We start from the raw sequence: 21,393 nt of genomic DNA, 5'->3' as shown, positions 1-21,393 counted from the left end.
GTCGTTTCTTTCCGAGCTGTTGCCTTGATCAGAACCGCTCGGGACGAGCGAGGGCGTAAAGCAGGTAGCCGGTGATAAACACCGCGACTGCTGCCCCAAGGAAATATTCCAAGATCATGTTGCCGCCTCCTGGGTCAGAGCTTTTCGCAAAGCTTGATGTATCCAAACATCAAGGCGAAGAATCCGAACCCTATCGCTAGTACAAGAACATCCATTGCTTTCGCCTCCGGCGCCGCTGTTGGTACAAATGGCCGCCCAGGATGGATCGTCCTGACCGGTCACAGGTTGAATTCTTCCAGCGCGCCCTTGCGTACGCACGGGTGCCGGAGGAGGAATTTGGCGGAAATATGGACGCGAACCGCATATAGGTTCGAGAGAGAACGGGGCCTCAAAAAATAGGAATCCAATAGTTATTTTGGCGGCGTGCATAAAAATTCCATAGGAATTTCTGCCAAACCGCCCATTGGCAAGCAAAAAGCCCGCCGACTCGGTAGAGGCGGCAGGCTTTGCTTATGTCAACGAGAAGAGTTACTTCTCCATCTCGCTCGTCACGGTAACGTCAGCGAGCGTGAGCGAGTCATCGATAGCAACCGGCTAGGCGGCGGCCCGGCGTCCAAACAGCGGGTCAAGGCTCAGGCGCTGGCTTTCGGCCATGCAGATCACAGCCCCTGGCGCGTTATTGGTTTCCTGACGGGCGAAGTGAATCGCCGCATCCTTGCTGACAAAGCAGCCGCCGACGAGGTTACGCTCATCGCGGACGGTCCAGCATCCTCGGTTGTCCTGGCCGACGAAAAAATGATTCAGAGGTTGGGGAGGCTCTTTCGGCTGAATGGCGCTTGCCATGGAAGATGATCCTGATTGTTCGTTGAAGAGTGAGCTGTGGACGTCGTTGGCGCGCTAGCCGGCCAACGCGGTGACTGTGGCGACAGCCGCAATCACGAGGGCCATCACGACTCCGAGCCGCAGGAACATTCCAACGTCGGCCATCGGCTCATCCGAGCGCACGGCAACCTTGGCTTCGCCATCCGTCCGCCCAGGGTTGGCCTTGTTCTGTTGTTGCATCGCATAGAAATAGTATGCGCGAGGGTGCATTGAAGAGATCCTTTCTCAGTATCGGCAGGCCATTCCACTCGTCGAGTCAAATGATGCCTTTTGCCGATACATTGAATTTAAAGATGTCGGGATTTGTTCTCCATTTCACGGATAGCCGGATTTCATAGTATTTTCATTGGAGAACACAGCAGCATCATGCTGTTCTTATAAGGGCGATCCGATCAGGCCGAGAGGGGGACGAGAGACCTCTCGGCGACCAAAGACGTATCGATCTCCAAGGAGTCGATCTCCGCCACGGCAGCGCGTATTCTTGCTGCGGTGCCTTCAGTGACCTCGACCAGCGGAAGGCGGACGGCGGGCGAGTATCCGCGCGCGCAATGCAACGCGAACTTGACCGGGCATGGGTTGCTTTCAAGCTCCAGCGCCTCGATCAGCGGGAAAAGATGGGCGTTGATGCGCCGAGCTTCCAGATAGGCACTCTTCCGCACCGCGCCGATCATCGCCGCTGTCAGCATCGGGGCGACGTTCGACACGACCGAAATGGCGCCGTCGCCGCCAGTCGCCATGAAAGCCAGCATGGATCGGTCATGGCCGGAAAGCTGCGTGAAACGATCGCCGAATCGGACGGCCATCGTGCTAGCCCGCGTCGGATCTCCGCTTGCGTCCTTGACGCCGACAAGACCGGGCAGGTGCGCAAGGCGGTCGAGCGTTTCGATCCTGATATCGACGGCCGTCCGGGAAGGCACGTTATAGATGATGATCGGCAGCTCGGCAGCTTGCGCGACGCTCTCGAAATGCCGGAACAGGCCCTCTTGACTCGGCCGACTATAGTAAGGCGTGACGACCAAAGCACCATCCGCGCCAAGGCGAGCCGCCTCGCGGGTCAACTCCACGGTACGCCGGGTGTCGTTGGTGCCCGAGCCGGCGATCACCGGCACACGGCCATTGGAGACCTCGACGCACAAGCGGATCACCGCCGCCCATTCCGGATGAGAGAGGGTCGGCGCCTCGCCCGTAGTGCCGCAGGCGACAAGCCCCTGTACGCCCTGGTCGATCTGCCAGTTGGCGAGTTCCGCCAAGGCGTCGAAAGCGATAGCCTCACCCCTGTACGGGGTGACAAGTGCGGTCATCAGACCGCCGAATAACGGAGGGTCGCCACTGGGTTTCATGCTGCCTCTTCTCCACGTTTCGAGAGTTCTTTTGGTCGGCGCTGGCGACGATCGAGGGAGCCCAGCAATGCGATCAGCATGGCAGCGGCCAGATCGTCGTGTCGGCCCACGCACCTGCGCAAATTGCCTCGATCGCTCCACGCCACGCGACAACGCCAACGATCTCCCGAGCGGCCCATCGACCAAGGATGCCGCGTTGGTTGCAGATGCGCTCCGAGTTCGAGAACCGCTTCAAGCAAGGCATTTGCTTCGAGCAGATCACGGAGCCGGCGGTGCCGTCGAAACTGCGACTGATCTTCGCGCTCCTCGATAATCCTCACAGCCAGCCAGATGTGGTGCTCCTTGAGGACCCGAGCCATCTCCAACTGCGTCCTCAGGCCTGGCAGCGCAGCCAGACGGCTTTCACCGATACCCGGCCTTGGATCGTCGGCTTGGAGATCTGGAGCCGCAGGGCGTGTCATGCCGCTCTCAGAAAAACTATGGCGACGACCTGCACCGCGGCACAGCTCGCAGCAAACATCAGAAGCAGGTATTCCGATCTACGGCGTCGCTCGCGTTTGCTGAACCTCGGTTTCGGTCGTGGCAACCTGGGGTGAGCAGGACGGCCCAAAAATCTGCATTCAGCCGCCATTTCTGAGCACCAGGTAGATGCTGGGGCCTGCGGCAGCAAGAACAGCGCAACCGGCGATCACCACCAGAGCGATGATCTCCACGGCGCAGCGGAAGACGTGTCGGGAGACTTGGCGCTTGCTTGGTACAGCCCGGCTCAATTTTCGCCCTCGCTCCCCATCTGACGCGGCTCGCGCCGCCGACTGAGGTTCATCATCTCCAGGCAGAAGCGACCGTCTGTCAGTTGAAGATAGAGGCGGTAGCAGCCGTAGCTCTCGCCTATCAGCCTTGCCGCACCGACCGCATCATTGCGCGTTGGGTGGCACCATTCGGAGTCTTCACCTTCAAGATGCACAGTCCAGCGATCATCATAGTTCCGATAGACCCAGAGAACGGGCAGGACCGGATACACAGTCGCTGTGGCTTGAGGAGCCTCCAATTTCGATATGATCTGTTCCAAACCCATGTTTCACCTAAGCTCGCAGTGCGTTTGCGGAGCCGGTGGCTCCGCATTTCCGCCCGCGCCCGTCCTAGAAAAGCACCCCGGCCTCAAACATCCCGCGTACCTGGTCGCGCTTGTCGAAGTTGGACCCAAAGCCGTAGCCTTCGGTGACCCGATCGATGCGGGTGTACGAAAGCTCGGTACGCGCGTAGAAGATCCCGCGCTGGTAGGTCGGCGTCACCGTCAGCGACCACGCCCTGCTTTTCGGCCCGTAGAGCAGATTGGTGGGGGCGCAGTCTGCGGCGACGCCGCAATCTCCTCCGCTTGAAGCGATGTACTCGGCACGTCCAGCGATCGAGAAATTCTCATTGATGGCATAGCGAGCGAGCAGCGCTCCGCCGAATGTTTCGGCCGAGCGATCAATACCGATGTCCCTGTTCGAGCGGGCCGTTGTGTATTGCAGATAGGGCTGGAGCGTCAGCGGGCCGTCGACATAGGTGTAGATCACATTGAAGATGCTGCTGTTGTTCTGCGCCAGTGGCGTCGCGGCGCCGGTCTTGCCGGACTCTGCAAAGTTGCCTGCGGCGACAAGCGTGATCGTGCTCGACGGCGTCGCCGCATAAGACACGAGACCGGATACCCAGTTGTAATCCCCTGAGTAGAAACCATCATTGACCGACACCGAGGCGTTGACCGGTCCATTGCTATAATTCACCTGAACACCGCGGCTGATCGCCGGCTCCTGGTTCCAGAGCAGGCCGCGCGCGATATTCATATTCTGGAAGGTGAAGGTCGATTCCGCGCCGATCAACGTCGGCAGCAAACCCGCCTGCACCGAGAAATTCGGCGACAGCTCGAGCTTGCCATAAGCAACCGGCACCGGCCCGTACAACTGATCGGTGACGTCGGTTGCGCGGGTGTAGGCCGAGCCCAAAGAAGGCAGCGAGTAGACACCGCCCTGGACGAAGAACGTCAAAGGCGCCCCGGTTGTCTGCACCTGAATTTGGGCATTGCCGATATCGACGAGGGGATCTGTCGTTCGCGGATCGACGCCGGGAATGCCGTTCGTCTGCGCATTCCCGATGCCTGTGAGCTGGCCGGTGATATGAAGGCGACCAAACAGGCCCGCATCCATGCTCATCGGATCGGGGTTCGGGCGCAGAGGGCCACCAAAGCTCGGCGCGCTCAGGGGTTCGGCCACTGCCTGGCCAAGACCAATCATCGAACCGGCCATGATCGCGACCGCGCCAACCGCGCTCCGGCAAAGCGTCTTCCGACGCTCCGACCCCGGTCTTGTTGGACGACCGGCCTCGGCTGTGGCCGTAGCGGCGGGTGCGAGGGACGGTTTAAGCGGCTTCATACCTTCAGGTCCTTCCGGTTTGGTGGGACCCTCAAGCTAGATAGAGCCGCATATTATTTCGACGGGAGCTCAGCCGCGCTGCGATAGTATTTTCATAAGAAAAAGCCCTGACAAAAATATACGTACCTATATAGTCGGATTTTTATTTGACTGAGCACGACTTTGCGCCCTCTCTCGCGCGGGAGTGTGCTTCTATGATTGACCAGAATCTCGACTATCTCGCTAACTTGCTTTGCCAAAACCGTCGGCAGGGAATTACCTCAGATATCCCGTTCGATCTGCTTCGAAGCGAGGATGACGCCTGGGCGGTGCAGTCAGCAGCAATCTCGGCCTTCGCCAATGACGCGGTAGGTTACGCCCTGATAGGCACTTGCCCCGCCATCCGCGGCACGCTTGGCCTTGCCAGTCCCATCTACTGCCCGATCCCTGTCGGAACAGTTCTTCAGGACTCCCACGGGCCGTTCCGGCTTCCCCAAGGCTTCATCGGGGCACAATGCGAAATCGTCTTTACGATAGGCGGTCCCTTGGGGGCGGACCATTGGCCCATCACTCGCGATCAATTTTGGAAGGCGATCCTGAGCTACCAACCGGCTATCGGTCTTGTCGGGCGACGTGGTCACCTGACTGGGCAACCACACCTGGCCGCCATTGCTGACTATGCGTTCCATGTTTCGACGATCGTCGACAAATATCATGAGCCAACAGGCCTGGAGGCTATGGACAGAATCGACATGCGAGCGTCGATCAACAACGTTCCAGTGTTTCAGTCGGCATCGGGAGAGGGGCTGGTTGATCCGATCAACTCTGCGCTCTGGCTCGTGAATGATCTGATCGCCAGAGGCAATTATCTCAGCGCCGGCGATATCGTAGCAACCGGATCGATCATCCCGATGCTGCTGCAAATCCTTCCTGGTCAGGAACTGAAGGTCGAGTTGTCAGGCGTTGGCGACGCATCCGCACGGTTTCTTTGAACCAACAGAAGCGGCCGATCAGACGGCCAACTGATGGCCACTGAAAATGTAGAGACCCAACGCCGTCGCCGCCAACCATAGAGCCTCATCCCAATAGGTGAACCTGGTCTTGCCGAATCGTTCGCCGCGATGAACTGCGTAAGCGACGGCCATTACGCCGTATATGCCGGTCCACAGCGCGAATGTGGCAAGGAAGTTTTCGCTCTTCAGAATGTAGGCGATTGCCGCAGCGACGACCAGCTTGATGCCATAGCGCCCAATGTGCTCTCGCGACTGCTCGTCTAACCGCATAACACGCCTGGATCGTTCGTTAGATCAGGCCGAAGACGAGGGACAGCCGGTAGCCGACATACCCAACGCCGATCGCGGTAATCGCCAGGACAAGCAGCAAGCCAAGCCCACCATTCCCTGGCTCTTTCTGAGGGCGCGGCGCCTCGTTCTGATTCTTCCGGACCCTACCATTTCCAGCCATTTGCGATGAGCGCTCCCTCGGCGCTCCAGTGCGCAGCTATTTCTAGGATGCTGCTGCATAGGAATTCGAGAGGGACCGTCCGCAAGCTGCATAAGCGGATTTTATTTCGGAGCTTGAGGTGCGTTGCTAGGTGAACTGGATCACGGGGTCAGGATCGAAAACCTTACTCCCCCGTTCCACTTCGATCTTGGGAACAGCGGCAGAAGTGTTCATGGTTCAGGTATGAAATGGCGCGCCCGACACGATTCGAACGTGTGGCCTCCACCTTCGGAGGGATGTAGTCAGCGACACTGGTTAGCACAGCCGCGCTACCCCGTGTAAGACACTGAAATTAAAATGCGAATCCCGCCGGGGAAACCAGACTAGCGAGTTGCTCTTTGGCGTTCCTCGTTCGCAGCGCTTCCTTGGCGCGTTCGCGAAGGGAAAACCGATCGCAGCACATGCCAAAACTCACAAAACGCACCGCGGAATCCGCCAAAGCGCGGAAGAAGGACTACTTTATCTGGCTCTGTTGCAAACTGATCCGATTTTCGGTGATCTGTCTTGCCGAGAGTGAGGGTGGCGCGATGTCAGGGTTCAAAGGGCGGCATTTTGAGGGTGAGATCGTGCTTTGGGCGGTGCGATGGTACTGCCGGTATGGCATCAGCTACCGGGATCTTGAGCAGATGATGGGCGAACGTGGCGTGAATGTTGACCATTCCACGATCTACCGCTGGGTTCAGAGATACGCCCCGGAGATCGAGAAGCGGCTGCGCTGGCAATGGCGCCGCCCTGCCTCGACGAGTTGGCGGGTCGATGAGACCTATATCAAGGTTCGTGGTGCCTGGACGTATCTGTATCGCGCGGTCGACAAGGACGGGAACACGATCGATTTTTATCTCTCGCCAACGCGGAATACGAAGGCTGCGAAGCGTTTCCTGGGCAAGGCGCTGGGCGGGTTGAAGGACTGGGAGAAACCCGAGATCATCAATACCGATAAGGCGCCGACCTACACCGCCGCCATTGCTGAACTGAAAGCGGAAGGCAAATGTCCCAAGGATACCCAGCATCGCCAGGTGAAGTATCTGAACAACGTCGTTGAGGCTGACCATGGCAAGCTGAAGCAGCTGATCCGGCCGGTGCGGGGTTTCAAGACACTGAAGACGGCGTATGCGACGATCAAAGGCTTCGAGGTGATGCGGGCCCTGCGCAAGGGACAGGCAGCTGCCTTCAATCTCACCCGCGACATTTGCGGCGAGGCGCGGCTGGTCGAGCGTGCCTTCGGCCTCGGCGCTTGCGCCCTCACCGAAGCCATTCAACTCATCGGCAAACGGATGGAACTTGAAGCAGCCTAATGGGCACCGCTCGAACAGCCATGAGACGAACTGCGCCCGTCATCACAGTTTGCAACAGAGCCCTTTATCTGGGACACCGAACTTCCTGGCCTGGGGCTCCGGGTCTATGCCTCTGGCAAGCGCAGCTATGTCATTCACTACAGGTTCGCCGGCCGCTCTCGCCGGTTCACGATCGGACTACATGGGTTCTGGACGCCCGAGCTTGCGCGGCAGGAGGCAAGAGTTCTCCTCGGGAAGATAGCGGGAGGCGAAGACCCCTCGGAACAGCGCCAGCTCAATCACAAGGCCATCACGGTCAAGGAGCTATGCGAGCGCTATCTTGAGGATCTGCAAGCCGGCTTGATCATGGGCAAAGGCGGACGGCCAAAGAAGCCGACAACCGTCCTCACCGACATTGGTCGAATCCACGGCCACATCGTCCCGCTGGTTGGGACGCGGCGGGTGAAGGACCTCACCAAGGCGGATATCAATAAAGTCCTGAAAGATGAGATCGCGGGCAAAACCAATTGCAGTTTCAAAACGGGAAAGCTCCGCGGCAAAACCATCGTGCGAGGCGGCATAGGGGCGGCATCGCGTACAGTGGGACTTCTCAGCGGGATACTGACTTACGCCGTCGAGGCGGGAATCATAGGATCCAATCCTGCGCACGGGGTTCGACGGCCAAAAGATAACGTGCGAACCCGTCGACTCAATGACACCGAGTACCAACAACTCGGCTCCATCCTGCGGGCAGCAGGCAAGGACGACAAATACCGGATGACGGTAGAGATCGTTCGGCAGCTGGCGCTCACCGGATGCCGCCGGTGTGAGATCGTGGCGCTTCGTTGGGATGACGTCGACATTGCATCAAGCTGTTTGCGCCTGGCCGATAGCAAGGAGGGAGCATCCGTCCGGCCGATTGGTTTGTCCGTTATGGAATACCTTGAGGAGCGTAGATCGAAGGTTTCGAAGACCTACGTGTTCCCCGGCGGCGGGGAGGACAACCCCTTCGGCAGCTTTCCCAATCATTGGGAGAAAATCTTCCGGAATACGTCCTTGGCGGATGTCACGCCGCATGTGCTTCGTCATAGTTTTGCGAGTGTGGCGAATGACCTGGGCTTTACGGAGACAACGATCGCAGCTTTGATCGGACACTCTCGGGGCACGGTCACGAGCAAATATATTCACACGCTGGACGCGGCGTTGATCATGGCCGCGGACACGATCTCTGGTTATATTGGAGGACTTCTGGACGGCGTGGAATTTAAGCAGACGTCCTATGCGCTCGACCGCGGCGCCAGGAAGGCTACTCTGACCCGCTTCCTGAAGAAGATGTGCAGCCCGCCCGACGATGGGCCGGTCCCCGAGGAGCATTTGGCGGCTTGACGCAGGATCGACACTCCCATCCCGAACCTCACCTGCGTCTTGGCAGCATGCTGGCTGAACACAGCCGCCGCATCGGGCTGACCAACGAAGACGTCGAGGCCCTTGAGCAGACCCGAGACAGGACGCTGGCCGAGTCCCTCTCGTTCGAGAAGCTGGGCCTCACGCGCGTTGATGAGGACTTTGCCTAAGGGACCGAGCCACCATCCTCGCTAGCTATTGGTGGCCTGTTATTCGTTGCCGCCTCAGGTCATTACGGGCTGTTCTCCGCCTCGCCGCGCGCGGGTGGCTTCCACCGTCCCAGGAAGCAAGCGATTTGGCTTCTGGTCTGCGCCAGTTGCCGACTTGGCTTCAGACAACGACGGAAAAAGGAACACATAAAGAACGAATACGGGGTTAACCCCGTATTGATCCGGGGAGTGTTACAAACTAGTGTAGCTTAATGCGCTATACTCAGAGCCAGATTCGCGAACTGCTTTCCATTTCGGTGGATGCCTTTCGCACGTGGCGGGATGCCATTCCTGCATTGGCTCAGCACAAAGGGCATGCCCCCAGCTTCACGCCGGGGGACGTCGTAGCCATGGCCATCGTCGCAGAACTCGTCCGAGACTTCGGTATGCGCGTGGGGTCGGTAGGTGATCGTTTCGATCAGCTTTTCCAGGCGTGCGGGGGGCAATCCTGGCTTTCGCTTGAAAACTGCGTCGCCCTGCTCGAAGGCGACAGGTTCCGCCTAGTCGACGCAAGCCTCGCCTATCTACGCTCACCAGATGCTTCCACCCTTTGCGTGCCGTGCGCGCCCATCATAGCGCGTCTGCGCGCGGCGCTTACGGCGACAGAAGTCGATCAGGTGCAGGGCCATCTGCAGTTTCCCCCAACCTCAGTAGGTATGCAGCCAGAACGGCGCGGGAAGCGAGCATGACCACCACCCTGGCAACCGCATTGGCGCCGGAGTGGAAAGACCGCTTGGGGCTCACACATCGGCGCTCGCCTGAACTCTACGAGTCAGCCGAGGCCGTCAGCGACGTGCCGCACGCGCCGGCTATCCGAGCCGCCCTCACTGAAATGGGCGTATCGGCGATCTTCTGCGTTCAGGGTGTTCCAACTGTCGCGATCCTGGAAGCCGATCACTACGACCGCGCCGCAATCATTGATCTCCACGGCGCGCTCTGGAATCAGGGCTTGGCCAGCCTGTTGCTGGTCATCGCCGACGGCACGCTCAGAGCGTTTTCGCTCGCCCGCACTCCGCTGAGCGATCCAGGGGACGCCTTCGAGGCCCGCTGTCTCATCGATAGTCTCAGCCTGACGACCGAAGCCCTGAGGTTTCAGAATCTAATCTACGGCGCGGAATCCGGACGCCTTTGGAAGGACTACGGAGAGTATTTCCCTCCGAAAGAACGCATCGATCAAGTTCTCCTCGACAACCTGAATGCGTCCCACGACCTCCTGCAGAAGGCCGCACTCGCCCCTGATGCGGCGCAAGCCCTGCTCATACAAGCGATGTTTATCGCCTATCTGGAAGACCGGGAGATCGTAACGCCCGCCTATTTTGCGGCGGTCTCCGACAAGCGCGCCGACAGCTTTTCCGCGCTGCTGGAAAAGGGCGACGTCGATCTCTTCCGGTCCTTCTTTCGAACGCTCCATGCGGATTTCAACGGCGATCTGTTTGTCGCGCCGTGCTCATTCGAGCCCATGGGCGAAGCGCCAGAAGTCACACCCGCTCATCTGACTATCCTGGCCCGGTTCCGGTCAGGCCGCGAAGAAATGGCGCATTCAGGCCAGCAGCGGTTCTGGGGCTATGACTTCCGCTATATCCCGATCGAGCTGGTCAGCGCCGTCTACGATCGCTTCCTCGGGGAGCGCGAGGCTGAACGTCGCGCCAACGGCGCCTACTACACACCCATGTTCCTTGCCGACACCGTCGTTTCCCAAGCTTGGGAGATGTTGCCGGATGCGACACGGACGACCGGAATGTTCCTCGACCCCGCCTGCGGTTCAGGCGTTTTCCTCGTCCGCTCGTTCCAGCGGCTGTGTGAGCACTGGCGCGCCAAGCATAAGACCCAGACGATTTCCTGGAAGACGCTGCTGTCCCTACTGAGCCAAATTCATGGCTGGGATCTGAACGGCGGCGCCGTTCGGGTTGCCGTATTCTCGCTCTACGTCGCCCTACTCGAGGAGGTGTCGCCACGCGACATCCGTAAACTGATCACCCGGGGAAAACTCCTTCCGGAACTCTGGGGCAAGACACTTGTCTGCCGCGACTTTTTCGAAGTGCCGCCGGACAGCGCCCGATACGAGGTCATCATCGGCAATCCGCCATGGACCAGCCGGCGCGGGCCGGCGCGTTCGTCCGTCCAGTGGAGCAAAAAGGCGGGGCATCCGATGCCCGGTGGCGAGGACGCATGGGCATTCAGCTGGAAAGCTCTATCGCATCTCGCCGACGGCGGGCTAATCGCGTTCCTGTTGCCGGCGATGGGGTTTTTACACAACCACGCCCAAAACACGGTTGAAGCCCGCGACGCGTTTTTCCGGAAATCTCAGGTCCGCCGCATCATCAACTTCGCTGATCTCCGATTTCAGCTATTCGAGAAGGCCCATCGCCCTGCTGCTCTGATCATCTACGGCGGCCCAAGCCTAGATAATTTCCCGTATCGTTTCGATTACTGGGCGCCAAAGGCCGACCTCAATCTGCGCATCAAGCGCGTCATTACGCTGAGCAGCGCTGACAGGGCCGCACTAAGTGTGGGTGCGGTCCTGGATAACCCGCTCGTCTTCAAGCAGCGCCTTTGGATGCGCGAGCCAGACGCCAAGCTCTTCGGCTACCTCGCGAGGCTGCCCAAATTAGGAGCCTTCGTCAGCGATTACGGCAGCCTGAGCCGTCGCCGCGAAGAGCCAGGCGATCGCTGGGTGATCGGGCAAGGGTATCAGCCTTTCAATGAGGACAGCGAAAGCGACGCCCCGCCGCTCGCCAGCGAGTACGTCGGCCGACTGCCCGACCTGCCAATTGCAGCCTATTCACGCTTGGCTCAGGCGGCAGAAGGGTTGCAGCCGGCCGCGTCATCGACGGTGCGCAGGCGCGGATTCGAGCCCGGGTTCGATGGCTCTCGTATTCTTATCCCGAGGGGAGTCGAGACGTCGCAAAACCGCCTTCGGGCCGCTTACTGCGATCAGCCGCTGACCTTCCAGCATATCTTCCAAGCCATCGTCGTGCCGGACGGCCAGAGCGACCGTGCGAAGGTCCTGACCGCGATACTCAATAGTCGCATTGCAGTCTGGTACGCCTTTCATGGCACCGCTTCGTTCGGTTCGGATCGACCCGAGGTCCAGCAGGCCGACCTGCTGCGATTGCCCTTTCCATCGCCAGACGATGTCCCCGATCGAGCCGCCGCCGCTCAAGCCGCCCTTGAGCTGATTGCGATTGTGGACCACGCACGCGAACGCTCCAACGAACCTTTCTCGATGCAGGTCGACGACGGGGCGATCCTTCGGGCAATCGATCGGCTCGCGTATCAGTACTTTTGCCTGTCAGCGGATGAAATTGCGCTTATCGACGATACTGTCGAGGCGATTCTGCCTGCACTTCAGCCCCATGAAGGCCACTACCCAAAGCTGTGGGGGGCGCCGGACGAACAGCAACGAGCGCAATACGCCCACACATTGGCAACCAGCCTCGCAGACTGGTTCAAAGGCAAGAAGATCGATGCGCGACTCGTCGCTCGTGGCGCTGACCTGGCGATACTTCGCCTGCACCTGGGCGGCCACGAGGACTATGCCGAGGATGCGGCCGGCGAACTCAGCGACGTGCTCGAGCAACTTGCAGCCCACATCCACAGGCCCCTCGACGGCAATTTCCAGCTCATGCCGGACATGCGCGTCTTCGTTGGTGAGTGCCTGTACCTCATCAAGCCGATGCAAATGCGCTTCTGGCTACGCTCCACCGCGCTCGCCGATGCCGATGGAATAGCGCTCGACCTCCAGCAAGCCGCTACCCTGCCGCGTCAGCGGGGCGCGAACTGATGTTGATCGGCGATGTGCAGGGGTGGGTCGACAACTTCGTTTCGTTTGATGACCGCTTCCTGGAGAGAGTCGCGGCGGCGTGGCCGCCCTGTATGGCGGTTCTCCCCGAGCAGCCCGGCGAAGATGACATCACTATCAACCTCGTCGATCACCTCGCCAAGGACGTCGTGGTGCGTCGGATGTGCCACTGGGTCGAATATCAGTTCGAGCCGTTCGGTCTTGCTGCGGACGGGTCGAAATACAGCAAGGGCATCATCGACATCGCCGTGCTCTTCGACTGGGAGCGGGAGCGATACCTGGCCTATGAGTGCAAGCGGCTCAACGTGATCAACGGCGGAAACCGCAGTTCCCTGGCTACTGTGTATGTCACTCAGGGCATGATGCGTTTTCTCACGGAGCAATATGCTGAACGGCTGCCAGTGGGGTGCATGATCGGTTACGTGCTCGACGGCGACGTGCCCTTCGCTCGTTCGCGGATTGCCGACGCCATCGGCGGTCATGTTCCTCTCGCGCTCGCTGAGGGGCCTACACCCCTTGCCGCGATCGAGACGATTGAGCGCTTCCGCACAAGGCACACCCGTCCAACCGGATCACAGATCGAACTTCGCCACGCGCTTTTTTCGAAGCCATCAAGCGCCGCGCCAACCGACTGAGGAAAGCGGCGCGCGTGACGTTCCTCGCGCTTTTAAGACTTAAGCACGCCTTGTACTGATTGATGAAGTATAGGGTGACAAAATCATGGAAGGGTGGGGCGGCTGATCAAGGGAAACTTGACGCAATAAGCCGACCATAAGGGGGAAGGCGGAAACATGTTTATCGAGCGGCTTAGTCTGACGAATTTCCGCTGCTTCGGACCTGAAGCGACCAGCGTCGACCTCACCTCCGGTCTTACTACGTTTGTCGGCGTCAATGGCGCTGGAAAGACGGCTCTGATGCAGGCCCTGCAGCGCCTCTTCGGCGTGACCGGGGATCAGCGACGTCTACGGCGCCAGGATTTCCATGTCCCTTCCACGGAGCTGATCGCGCCGCTCCAGCGAACCTTCGTCCTAGAGGCAATCATTGCCTTTCCGGAGCTGGACGCCGACGGCGCCGGCGGCGCGGCAATTCCGGAATTCTTCCACCAGATGGCCGCTGAAGAGGCGGGCAAGCTGAAATGCCGCCTGCGTCTCGAAGCGACCTGGACCGATGACGGTTCGCTCGATGGTGCGATTGAACAGAAATACTGGGCGGTCCGAACTTTCGGGGCGTTCACCGACGCTGATTGCACCGAGTTGAAGGCGACCGACCGAGCGCGAATCCAAATGATCTACGTGCCGGCGACACGGGACGGCGCCTCCCAGGTGACGGCCTTTCTGCGCGGCAGGCTGTGGCGCGCCATCAACTGGTCGCAGGAGGTGCGGGACACGTTCACGAACGCCGGCGCCACCTTGAACGGCGCATTTGCCGGGGAGCCGGCCGTCGATGTGATTGCCGCAGCGGTGACGCGGCGGTGGCAGGAAGTGTACACAGCCGGGACCGACACCGCGCCGGTCTTCCGCCCGCTGGATCTGCGTTTCGAGCATTTCATCCGCAAGGTTGAGGTGGTCTTCCGTCCCGACGAGGTCGGCCGGGAGCGTGCCCTCGATGACCTGAGCGACGGCCAGAGGTCGCTCTTCCATCTAGCGATGACTGCGGCGACTCTGGATGTGGAAGCCGGGATCGTCGCTGATCCCGCTGGCGCCGGGTTCCAGGCTGGCGGCGTACCGCTGCCAGCGCTCACCCTCATCGCGATCGAAGAGCCGGAGAACAATCTCGCCCCCTTTTATCTCTCCCGCATCATCGGGCAGATACAGGACCTGACGAAGTCGTCGCAGGCGCAGGCCGTGGTCTCCAGCCATTCTCCAAGTATCCTAGCCAGGGTCGACCCAACGCAAGTCCGGCATTTCCGCCTTGATCCTCTTGATCGAACGGCCCGCATCCGCCCGATCGGCCTCCCGGTCGGCGAGGAAGAAGCGTCGAAATTCATCCGCGAGGCCGTGCGGACCTATCCTGAACTCTATTTCGCGCGCTTCGTCGTGCTGGGGGAAGGCGCATCGGAGGAGGTCGTTCTTCCACGCCTCGCCGAGGCGATGGGTCTCGACATCGATCGATCCTTCGTCGCGGTCGTTCCGTTAGGCGGTCGCCATGTGAACCATCTCTGGCGACTGCTCACCGATCTCGACATTCCCCACGCCACCCTGCTGGATCTGGACTGGGGCCGAGCCGGTGGCGGATGGGGGCGTATCAAGACGGCCTGTACTCAATTGCTCGCAAACAACGTCACGCCTCAGGCCATTTTCGGACAACACCTCGACCCGCTAGGCCCGGCGGCGAACCTCGTCGCCTTTGACGCTCTGCCGCCAGCGGACTTTGCGAGCCTCACCCAGTGGGCGCAGTGGCTGCGCCAGTTCAACGTCTTCTTCTGCACGCCGCTCGACCTCGACTATTCTATGCTGAAGGCCTTTCCGCTGGCCTATCAGGTCATTGAGCCCGGCCGTCAGGGACCGTCGCCCGTCGGCGAACCGCGCACGGCGGTTCTTGGAGACGACGGCCTGGCTCACCTGTACGCCGCCGACCAGGACGCGTTGATGCGCTGGTATCGCTATCTGTTCCTCGGACGCGGCAAGCCGAGCACCCATGTCCGAGTGTTGAGCGCGCAAGACCCGGCCGCGCTAGCAGCCGGCGCCCCTGAAGAGTTGCGCGCACTCCTCACCTCAATCGTTGCTCGCCTCGCGCCCCCGCCGCCGCTGGCAGGCTTCTGACGATGCGGCTTGTTCGGCCAGAGGACTGGAGGCCCAGCGGCATTGACGATCTTGAACCGGCAGCGTGGAATGCCCTGCGCCACGCCGGCTCGGCTTGCGTGGTCGCTGGCCCTGGCGCCGGCAAGACCGAATTCTTGGCCCAGCGCGCCGACTATCTGCTCGAGACGGGCCTTTGCCGTGCACCGCACCGCGTGCTCGCGATTTCGTTCAAAACCGATGCGGCCAACAATCTCGCGGCCCGCGTCCGCCAGCGTTGCCCGCCAGAGTTCGCCAATCGGTTCGTATCGGTCACCTTCGACGCCTTCACCAAGAGCCTAGTCGATCGCTTTCTCAACGCCGTCCCCCAAGACTGGCGCCCGACGCGCCCCTACGAAATCGCCTTCCCAAAGCGCAAAGCAATAGAAGGCTTCCTCACGCTCGCCCGGCTAAGTGCGCCGCCCCAATGGCAGGCCGAGATCGCCGGCTACAGCGCGAGCGACTTCGAGTCCAAGATCGTCGGCAGCTTCCGCCTGCCAACCGGACCTATCGCACCCCAGAACGCTGCCGAGTTCACGATCGCCCGCTGGTGGGCGACGCAATTGCGGCCGGGGCAAACTTCTGCCCTTACCTTCGTGGGCATCAACCGCCTTGCCGAGTTGCTGCTCCGCGCTAATCCCCACATCCGGCGGGCGCTTGTTGCCACCTATCCCTTCGTCTTCGTCGATGAATTCCAAGACACGACCTATGCGCAATACGACTTTCTGCACTCGGCGTTCTCTGGCGGGCAGACCATCATCACCGGCGTCGGTGACGACAAGCAGCGGATCATGGTCTTCGCCGGCGCGCGCCAGGACGCCTTTCAGCGACTGGAGGCGGATTTCGGAGGCACCCGCTTCCCGCTCCTCTTCAACTTCCGTTCCTCGCCCGACCTAGTCGCGATCCAGCATGTCGTCGCACGCGCCCTTGATCCGAACACCGTGCGAACGGTCGCTCAGACTGTGCGCCACGTCGATGGCGACGTGGCTCAGGTGTGGTCCAGCCAGACCATGGCGTCGGAAGCCGCCCACCTGGCGCAATGGATCGCCAACGACATGGCCACCCGAGGCCGGGCACCGCGCGATTACGCGCTCCTCGTGAAGCAGAAATCTGATGATTATGAGCACGAACTCGCTGGAGCCTTCGCCGTTCACGGTCTCCGGATCCGTAACGAGAGCCATACCCTCGGCAAAACCTCGCTTCAGGATTTGCTTTCCGATGACCTAAGCCGGCTCGCGATCGCGATCTTCCGCCTGGGCGCGACACGCCGCGCACCGGCCGCATGGCAGTTGGTCTCGGCATCTGTGCTTGCGCTGCGCGCTACCGGCCCAGACGATGATGCGCGCGCGACTAAGGTCGAGGCGGACCTTACTGCATTCCTCGCGGCCCTGCGCACCGACATGGCGGCCACCGCCCCGTCGCAGCAAAGCGCCCTCGACTTCGCCAAACGGGTTTTCGACTATCTGGACCTTGATGCGATCGCCAGAACCTATGCCGAGTATGGCGTTGGCGACCAGCTACGGATCATCCTCGAAGCGTTTTGCGTCCACTTCTTCGCTTGCGCCAATGGCGCGCCGAACTGGACAGCATGCCTCGATGCGTTCGAGGGCGTCGGTCAGATCCCGATGATGACCGTCCATAAGAGCAAGGGGCTGGAATACGACACCATTATCTTCGTCGGCCTCGATGACCGAGCTTGGTGGGCTCACACTCCCGGCGACCCTGAAGGCGTCGCCGCGTTTTTCGTCGCCCTCTCGCGGGCGAAACAGCGCGCCATCTTCGCCTTCTGCCAACAACGTGGAAATCGAAACAATGTGGCTGAACTGTATCAGCTCCTCACGTCCGCCGGCGTGCCCGAGGTCGCGATATGATTCGATTTGTGCGCCCGGCGATGGCGGCCCTTAACCGTAGTCACGAACTGGTACCAGTTTGCCGGCCGCGTGCTGCCGCTCTCGATCACCGCCTCACCCGTGAGACTAATTCCGTTGGTCGATAACTCATCCGGTTGAGTGAAAATGCCCAGATGCATCATCCAAGTCCTCTATAGCCTTTTCCGGCGGGTGCGCATCCCGCTGACGAGGCCGGCCGATGAGGCGAGCCGCCCAGACTTAGAATTCGACGAATCTACACCGGGGTTGGGTACCCTAATGCCGTTTCTGCGCAGCCCGATGACGCTCGATTGCCCGCGAATGGTGTTACTCTGTCGCGACTTCGAGCCGCCGCTCGCCGAGGGGGCGGGTGTGTTCGAGATCGTCTCCGAAAGCGAGTTCAGGTTCCGCATGACCGGGCGGCCTGTGGATATGGGCCACAGCCTGGCTGCCCTCACGCGATCTAGATCTGACACCTATAATGTCCTCAGCATGTTTCGGCTGCTGCTAACCGATGTGGGCGGCCGCGAATGGAACGCGGGCTGGGTCGAACTCGAAGCCGATCTCGAAGGCGAGGAGTGGATTTTCACAGGAACGTCGGATGGCCTGATCACGGGCAGCAGGGTGGCAAGCCCCCAGGACAGCGGCGCGGAGGCCCGGTTTCTCATTCCGCGCAACTTCAGCGCCTCGATCGCCCTGAGACGCTTCGTTCAAACGGCGCGCGAGGGAGCCGAGCCTCTGCCGGTTCGGACCATTGAGGTGCTTGGGCAGGCCGTGACGTTTCGGTTCGACAACGAAGCTAATATGCTGTCGATCTCGACCGCGCACTCGCCAGCACTCCCGGCCCATGCAACGGAGAATTGGCTCGGAGAACCGCTTCGGATCCTATTCGGCCAACTCGTGTATCCGCGATTGGTCGAGCGGCGGCTGGCGGACGGCACCTCGATGCTGTGGGTTCGGCGCTCGCCGGCTTGGACGCTGGACTCCGCATGGACAGGATTGTGGGTCAGCGATTTACGGTTAGCCGATGACGAGCGCTTTTTCACCCTCTACGGCAATCTCCTGACCCTTATCGCACGGGGAAGCGGATTCGAGAGCCATACGGTCACTAGCTTCTACGAAGAGGTGATCCAGGCGAGCCGGGGGTCTCGATGGGTTTGGGCGTTGACCCTGGCCAGCAGCATCGAAGGCCTTATCCGGATTCTGTCGCCTCGAGGCTTATTGCGCACTGATGCCGACCAGGCCGCTATCGACGCTATGCGCGCTTACATCTCAGCTTTCCAGGGATCAAGCAGGCTCCGAGACCGGGCAATGGATGTCATCGGCCGCGCTGACGAGATTTCTCCTGAGCGCGCGCTTCGGGATCTCGCACGCGACGGCGTTGGAACGCTCTATCAGATCGCCTCTTGGCGCAGCGTCAGGGGTCGCGTCATGCATGGGGAGTTCATCTCTGCATACTCCACCGAAGAAGACGACCGCACGATCCTGAACATGGTGGAACTGCTGCGTGCACTAACGATTGAGGCGGCTCGTCGAGCCGCTGCGGCCGCAGCACCCTGACCATTGCGGCCGCGCGAGCCAGGTGCCTATGGGTCAGTTCCGGCTCAGCCGGACCCAACAGTTTAAGCCAACTCTGTCATTTGAGAGCAGACCTTCCGCCGAATTTGAGTCCGCAGATCCCATCACCGTCCCAATGCTTAAACGGTTGTTCGCACCGGAATCGGTCATTGAATAAGCGACGGCGCTCCATCCTTTTTGACGGCGCTGTTTTCGCAAAACTCTTTTGGAGATGGCGCACCCATCAGGATTCGAACCTGAGGCCTCTACCTTCGGAGGGTAGCGCTCTATCCAGCTGAGCTATGGGTGCATTTATCTTCAAATAGTGTCCGAGGTCGACCAGGGTCAATCTCGATTCCAACTTTCAAACGATCGCAAACGGTGCGGGCCCAAGGCACTGCCGATTGTGGTCGTTCGTACTCTACAGCTTCCTTCAGTTTGCTTCCGCGGCGCTTCCGTGACCACGGAAGCAGTTTCTCTGCTTCCTTCGAGTTCCGCCAATCACTTGGTTTCCCTCAGTTTTTTCGACCTTCACCCATAACACACTTGACTCAGCCTTGCCTTCGGAGGGCAGCACTCTATCCAGCTGAGCTACGGGTGCATCGCCGGAAGGCTCGAAGCCTTTTCATGCGCGTTTCTAACTGAACCGCGCATATGCATCAATGGCCTATTTTGATTAAGCGACGCAAATTTTGCCGTTAGAGCGCATCCCGAAAAGTGTGAAACGATTTTCGGATAAGATGCGCGCCAGAACAAACACGTTACGAACGCAACCCTGGAGCCTCCTGTCCCGTCCGCTCCACATATTCCGTATAGCCGCCGCCATATTGGTGAATACCATCCGGCGTCAGTTCCAGAACCCTGTTCGACAATGCGCCTAGGAAATGCCGGTCGTGCGATACGAACAGCATCGTGCCCTCATAGGCAGCCAGCGCCTTGATGAGCATTTCCTTCGTATCGAGATCAAGGTGGTTGGTCGGCTCGTCCAGAACCAGGAAATTCGGCGGATCGAACAGCATGGCCGCCATGACCAGACGCGCCTTTTCACCACCCGAAAGCACACGGCACTTCTTTTCGATATCGTCGCCTGAAAAACCAAAGCAGCCAGCTAAAGCACGAAGCGGCGCTTGGCCTGCCTTTGGAAAACGCTCTTCCAGCCATTCCAATATCGTTGCATCGCCATCAAGCACATCCATCGCATGCTGCGCGAAATAGCCGAGCTTGACGCTCGCACCGATATTGACATTACCCTTGTCCGGTTCGGCAGCGCCTGCGACCAGTTTCAGCAACGTCGATTTTCCTGCGCCGTTGATACCCATGATGCACCAGCGTTCGCGGCGGCGAACCATGAAATCAAAACCGTCATAGATCGTGCGGCTGCCATAAGTCTTGTGGACGCCCTTGAGGCTCACGACATCCTCACCCGAACGCGGCGCAGGCGCAAAGTCGAAGGCGACCGTCTGGCGACGGCGTGGAGGCTCCACGCGGTCGATCTTCTCCAGCTTCTTCACGCGGCTTTGGACCTGTGAAGCATGAGAAGCGCGCGCCTTGAACCGTTCGATGAACTTGATTTCCTTTGCAAGCATGGCCTGCTGGCGCTCGAACTGGGCCTGCTGCTGCTTTTCATTCAGCGCCCGTTGGCCCTCATAGAAGGCATAATCGCCAGCATAGGTCGTCAGCGAGCCAGCATCGATTTCAATGATCTTGGTCACGATGCGGTTCATGAACTCGCGATCGTGCGAGGTCATCAGCAGTGCACCGTCATAGTTCTTGAGGAATGCTTCCAGCCAGATCAGGCTTTCGAGATCGAGATGGTTGCTCGGCTCGTCGAGCAGCATCACGTCCGGGCGCATCAGCAGAATGCGCGCCAGCGCAACACGCATTTTCCAGCCGCCGGAGAGCTTGCCGACATCGCCATCCATCATTTCCTGCGTGAAGCTGAGACCCGCCAGAACCTCACGTGCACGGCCATCCAGACCATAGCCATCAAGCTCCTCGTATCGCGCCTGCACTTCGCCATAGCGTTCGATGATGACATCCATCTCACCCATACGATCCGGATCGACCATCGCGGCTTCCAGCTCGCGGAGCTCTGCTGCGACCACACTGACGGGGCCTGCACCTTCCATCACTTCCGCGACAGCGGAACGACCACCCATTTCGCCGACATTCTGGTCGAAATAGCCGACCGTCACACCTTTTTCGACGGAAACCTGCCCCTCATCCGGCTGTTCATCACCAGTAATCATGCGAAACAGGGTTGTCTTACCTGCGCCGTTGGGACCGACAAGGCCGATCTTTTCACCGCGATTCAAAGCGGCGGAAGCCTCGATATAGAGAATGCGATGGCTGTTGGACTTGCTGATATTGTCGATGCGGATCATGGA

General features: G+C 60.0%; 20 protein-coding genes and 1 tRNA gene. 10 read left to right on the top strand and 11 right to left on the bottom strand.

What is annotated here, in order from left to right:
* Window positions 1-28: 28 nt before the first annotated feature.
* The 7 genes from kdpF to MKS82_RS02380 form a co-directional block, all read right to left on the bottom strand.
* A complete protein-coding gene (gene kdpF, locus MKS82_RS02410; RefSeq protein ID WP_114076011.1) occupies window positions 29-118 on the bottom strand; it encodes a K(+)-transporting ATPase subunit F in 90 nt (29 codons plus the stop codon).
* 476 nt (window positions 119-594) lie between these two features.
* Entirely contained in the window at window positions 595-843 is a 249-nt protein-coding gene (locus MKS82_RS02405) for a hypothetical protein (RefSeq protein ID WP_003168933.1), read from the bottom strand.
* 54 nt (window positions 844-897) lie between these two features.
* Complete coding sequence (locus MKS82_RS02400; RefSeq protein ID WP_119036639.1) at window positions 898-1,092, bottom strand: hypothetical protein; 195 nt, start codon at window positions 1,090-1,092, stop codon at window positions 898-900.
* A gap of 182 nt (window positions 1,093-1,274) precedes the next feature.
* Window positions 1,275-2,222 carry a 4-hydroxy-tetrahydrodipicolinate synthase gene (gene dapA / locus MKS82_RS02395; RefSeq protein WP_114076009.1) on the bottom strand — a complete coding sequence of 316 codons (948 nt, stop codon included), beginning with the start codon at window positions 2,220-2,222 and terminating at the stop codon, window positions 1,275-1,277.
* Window positions 2,219-2,683 (bottom strand): hypothetical protein, encoded by a 465-nt coding sequence (locus MKS82_RS02390; protein WP_240578298.1) that lies wholly within the window; start codon window positions 2,681-2,683, stop codon window positions 2,219-2,221. The genes dapA and MKS82_RS02390 overlap by 4 nt, the downstream gene beginning before the upstream one ends.
* Before the next feature lie 305 nt (window positions 2,684-2,988).
* Window positions 2,989-3,297, bottom strand: coding sequence for a hypothetical protein (locus tag MKS82_RS02385; protein ID WP_003168941.1), 309 nt, complete (start codon window positions 3,295-3,297; stop codon window positions 2,989-2,991).
* 64 nt (window positions 3,298-3,361) lie between these two features.
* Window positions 3,362-4,507, bottom strand: a complete 1,146-nt coding sequence (locus MKS82_RS02380) for a porin (protein WP_119036638.1) — start codon at window positions 4,505-4,507, stop codon at window positions 3,362-3,364.
* A gap of 320 nt (window positions 4,508-4,827) precedes the next feature.
* Here MKS82_RS02380 and MKS82_RS02375 point away from each other — a divergent pair, with 320 nt between their 5' ends.
* Window positions 4,828-5,604, top strand: a complete 777-nt coding sequence (locus tag MKS82_RS02375; protein ID WP_119036637.1) for a 2-keto-4-pentenoate hydratase — start codon at window positions 4,828-4,830, stop codon at window positions 5,602-5,604.
* Window positions 5,605-5,622: 18 nt separating this feature from the next.
* On the opposite strand, the gene MKS82_RS02370 is transcribed toward MKS82_RS02375, so the two are convergent.
* Window positions 5,623-5,895 carry a hypothetical protein gene (locus tag MKS82_RS02370; protein WP_003168944.1) on the bottom strand — a complete coding sequence of 91 codons (273 nt, stop codon included), beginning with the start codon at window positions 5,893-5,895 and terminating at the stop codon, window positions 5,623-5,625.
* A gap of 19 nt (window positions 5,896-5,914) precedes the next feature.
* A complete protein-coding gene (locus MKS82_RS02365; RefSeq protein ID WP_240578297.1) occupies window positions 5,915-6,076 on the bottom strand; it encodes a hypothetical protein in 162 nt (53 codons plus the stop codon).
* Between the two features lie 566 nt (window positions 6,077-6,642).
* Between MKS82_RS02365 and MKS82_RS02360 the strand changes: the two genes are divergently transcribed.
* From MKS82_RS02360 to MKS82_RS02320, 9 genes are all read left to right on the top strand, one after another.
* A complete protein-coding gene (locus MKS82_RS02360) occupies window positions 6,643-7,410 on the top strand; it encodes an IS6 family transposase (protein WP_066521070.1) in 768 nt (255 codons plus the stop codon).
* A 30-nt stretch (window positions 7,411-7,440) separates the two neighbouring features.
* Window positions 7,441-8,775 (top strand): tyrosine-type recombinase/integrase, encoded by a 1,335-nt coding sequence (locus MKS82_RS02355; RefSeq protein WP_240578646.1) that lies wholly within the window; start codon window positions 7,441-7,443, stop codon window positions 8,773-8,775.
* Window positions 8,772-8,963, top strand: coding sequence for a hypothetical protein (locus tag MKS82_RS02350; RefSeq protein ID WP_240578296.1), 192 nt, complete (start codon window positions 8,772-8,774; stop codon window positions 8,961-8,963). The genes MKS82_RS02355 and MKS82_RS02350 overlap by 4 nt, the downstream gene beginning before the upstream one ends.
* Window positions 8,964-9,214: 251 nt before the next feature.
* A complete protein-coding gene (locus MKS82_RS02345; RefSeq protein WP_240578295.1) occupies window positions 9,215-9,691 on the top strand; it encodes a hypothetical protein in 477 nt (158 codons plus the stop codon).
* Entirely contained in the window at window positions 9,688-12,786 is a 3,099-nt protein-coding gene (locus MKS82_RS02340) for an N-6 DNA methylase (RefSeq protein ID WP_240578294.1), read from the top strand. Before MKS82_RS02345 ends, MKS82_RS02340 begins: the two co-directional genes overlap by 4 nt.
* The gene (locus tag MKS82_RS02335; protein ID WP_240578293.1) at window positions 12,786-13,439 is read left to right on the top strand and encodes a hypothetical protein; all 654 of its coding nucleotides are present in this window, start codon (window positions 12,786-12,788) and stop codon (window positions 13,437-13,439) included. The genes MKS82_RS02340 and MKS82_RS02335 overlap by 1 nt, the downstream gene beginning before the upstream one ends.
* Window positions 13,440-13,595: 156 nt before the next feature.
* Window positions 13,596-15,566, top strand: coding sequence for an AAA family ATPase (locus MKS82_RS02330; protein WP_240578292.1), 1,971 nt, complete (start codon window positions 13,596-13,598; stop codon window positions 15,564-15,566).
* 2 nt (window positions 15,567-15,568) lie between these two features.
* On the top strand, window positions 15,569-17,452 hold the full coding sequence (locus tag MKS82_RS02325) for a UvrD-helicase domain-containing protein (protein ID WP_240578291.1): 1,884 nt from the start codon (window positions 15,569-15,571) through the stop codon (window positions 17,450-17,452).
* A 276-nt stretch (window positions 17,453-17,728) separates the two neighbouring features.
* Entirely contained in the window at window positions 17,729-19,009 is a 1,281-nt protein-coding gene (locus MKS82_RS02320; protein WP_240578290.1) for a hypothetical protein, read from the top strand.
* 230 nt (window positions 19,010-19,239) lie between these two features.
* On the opposite strand, the gene MKS82_RS02315 is transcribed toward MKS82_RS02320, so the two are convergent.
* Both MKS82_RS02315 and abc-f read right to left on the bottom strand, forming a co-directional pair.
* Window positions 19,240-19,316: transfer RNA gene (locus MKS82_RS02315), tRNA-Arg, on the bottom strand.
* 451 nt (window positions 19,317-19,767) lie between these two features.
* Window positions 19,768-21,390, bottom strand: a complete 1,623-nt coding sequence (gene abc-f, locus MKS82_RS02310; protein WP_109987810.1) for a ribosomal protection-like ABC-F family protein — start codon at window positions 21,388-21,390, stop codon at window positions 19,768-19,770.
* Window positions 21,391-21,393 lie beyond the last annotated feature (3 nt).

Origin of the sequence: Ochrobactrum sp. A-1, assembly GCF_022488005.1 — a bacterium.
Lineage (GTDB): Bacteria > Pseudomonadota > Alphaproteobacteria > Rhizobiales > Rhizobiaceae > Brucella.
The sequence above is the reverse complement of the archived record's forward strand: the minus strand, read 5'-3'. Positions and strand labels throughout refer to the sequence as shown.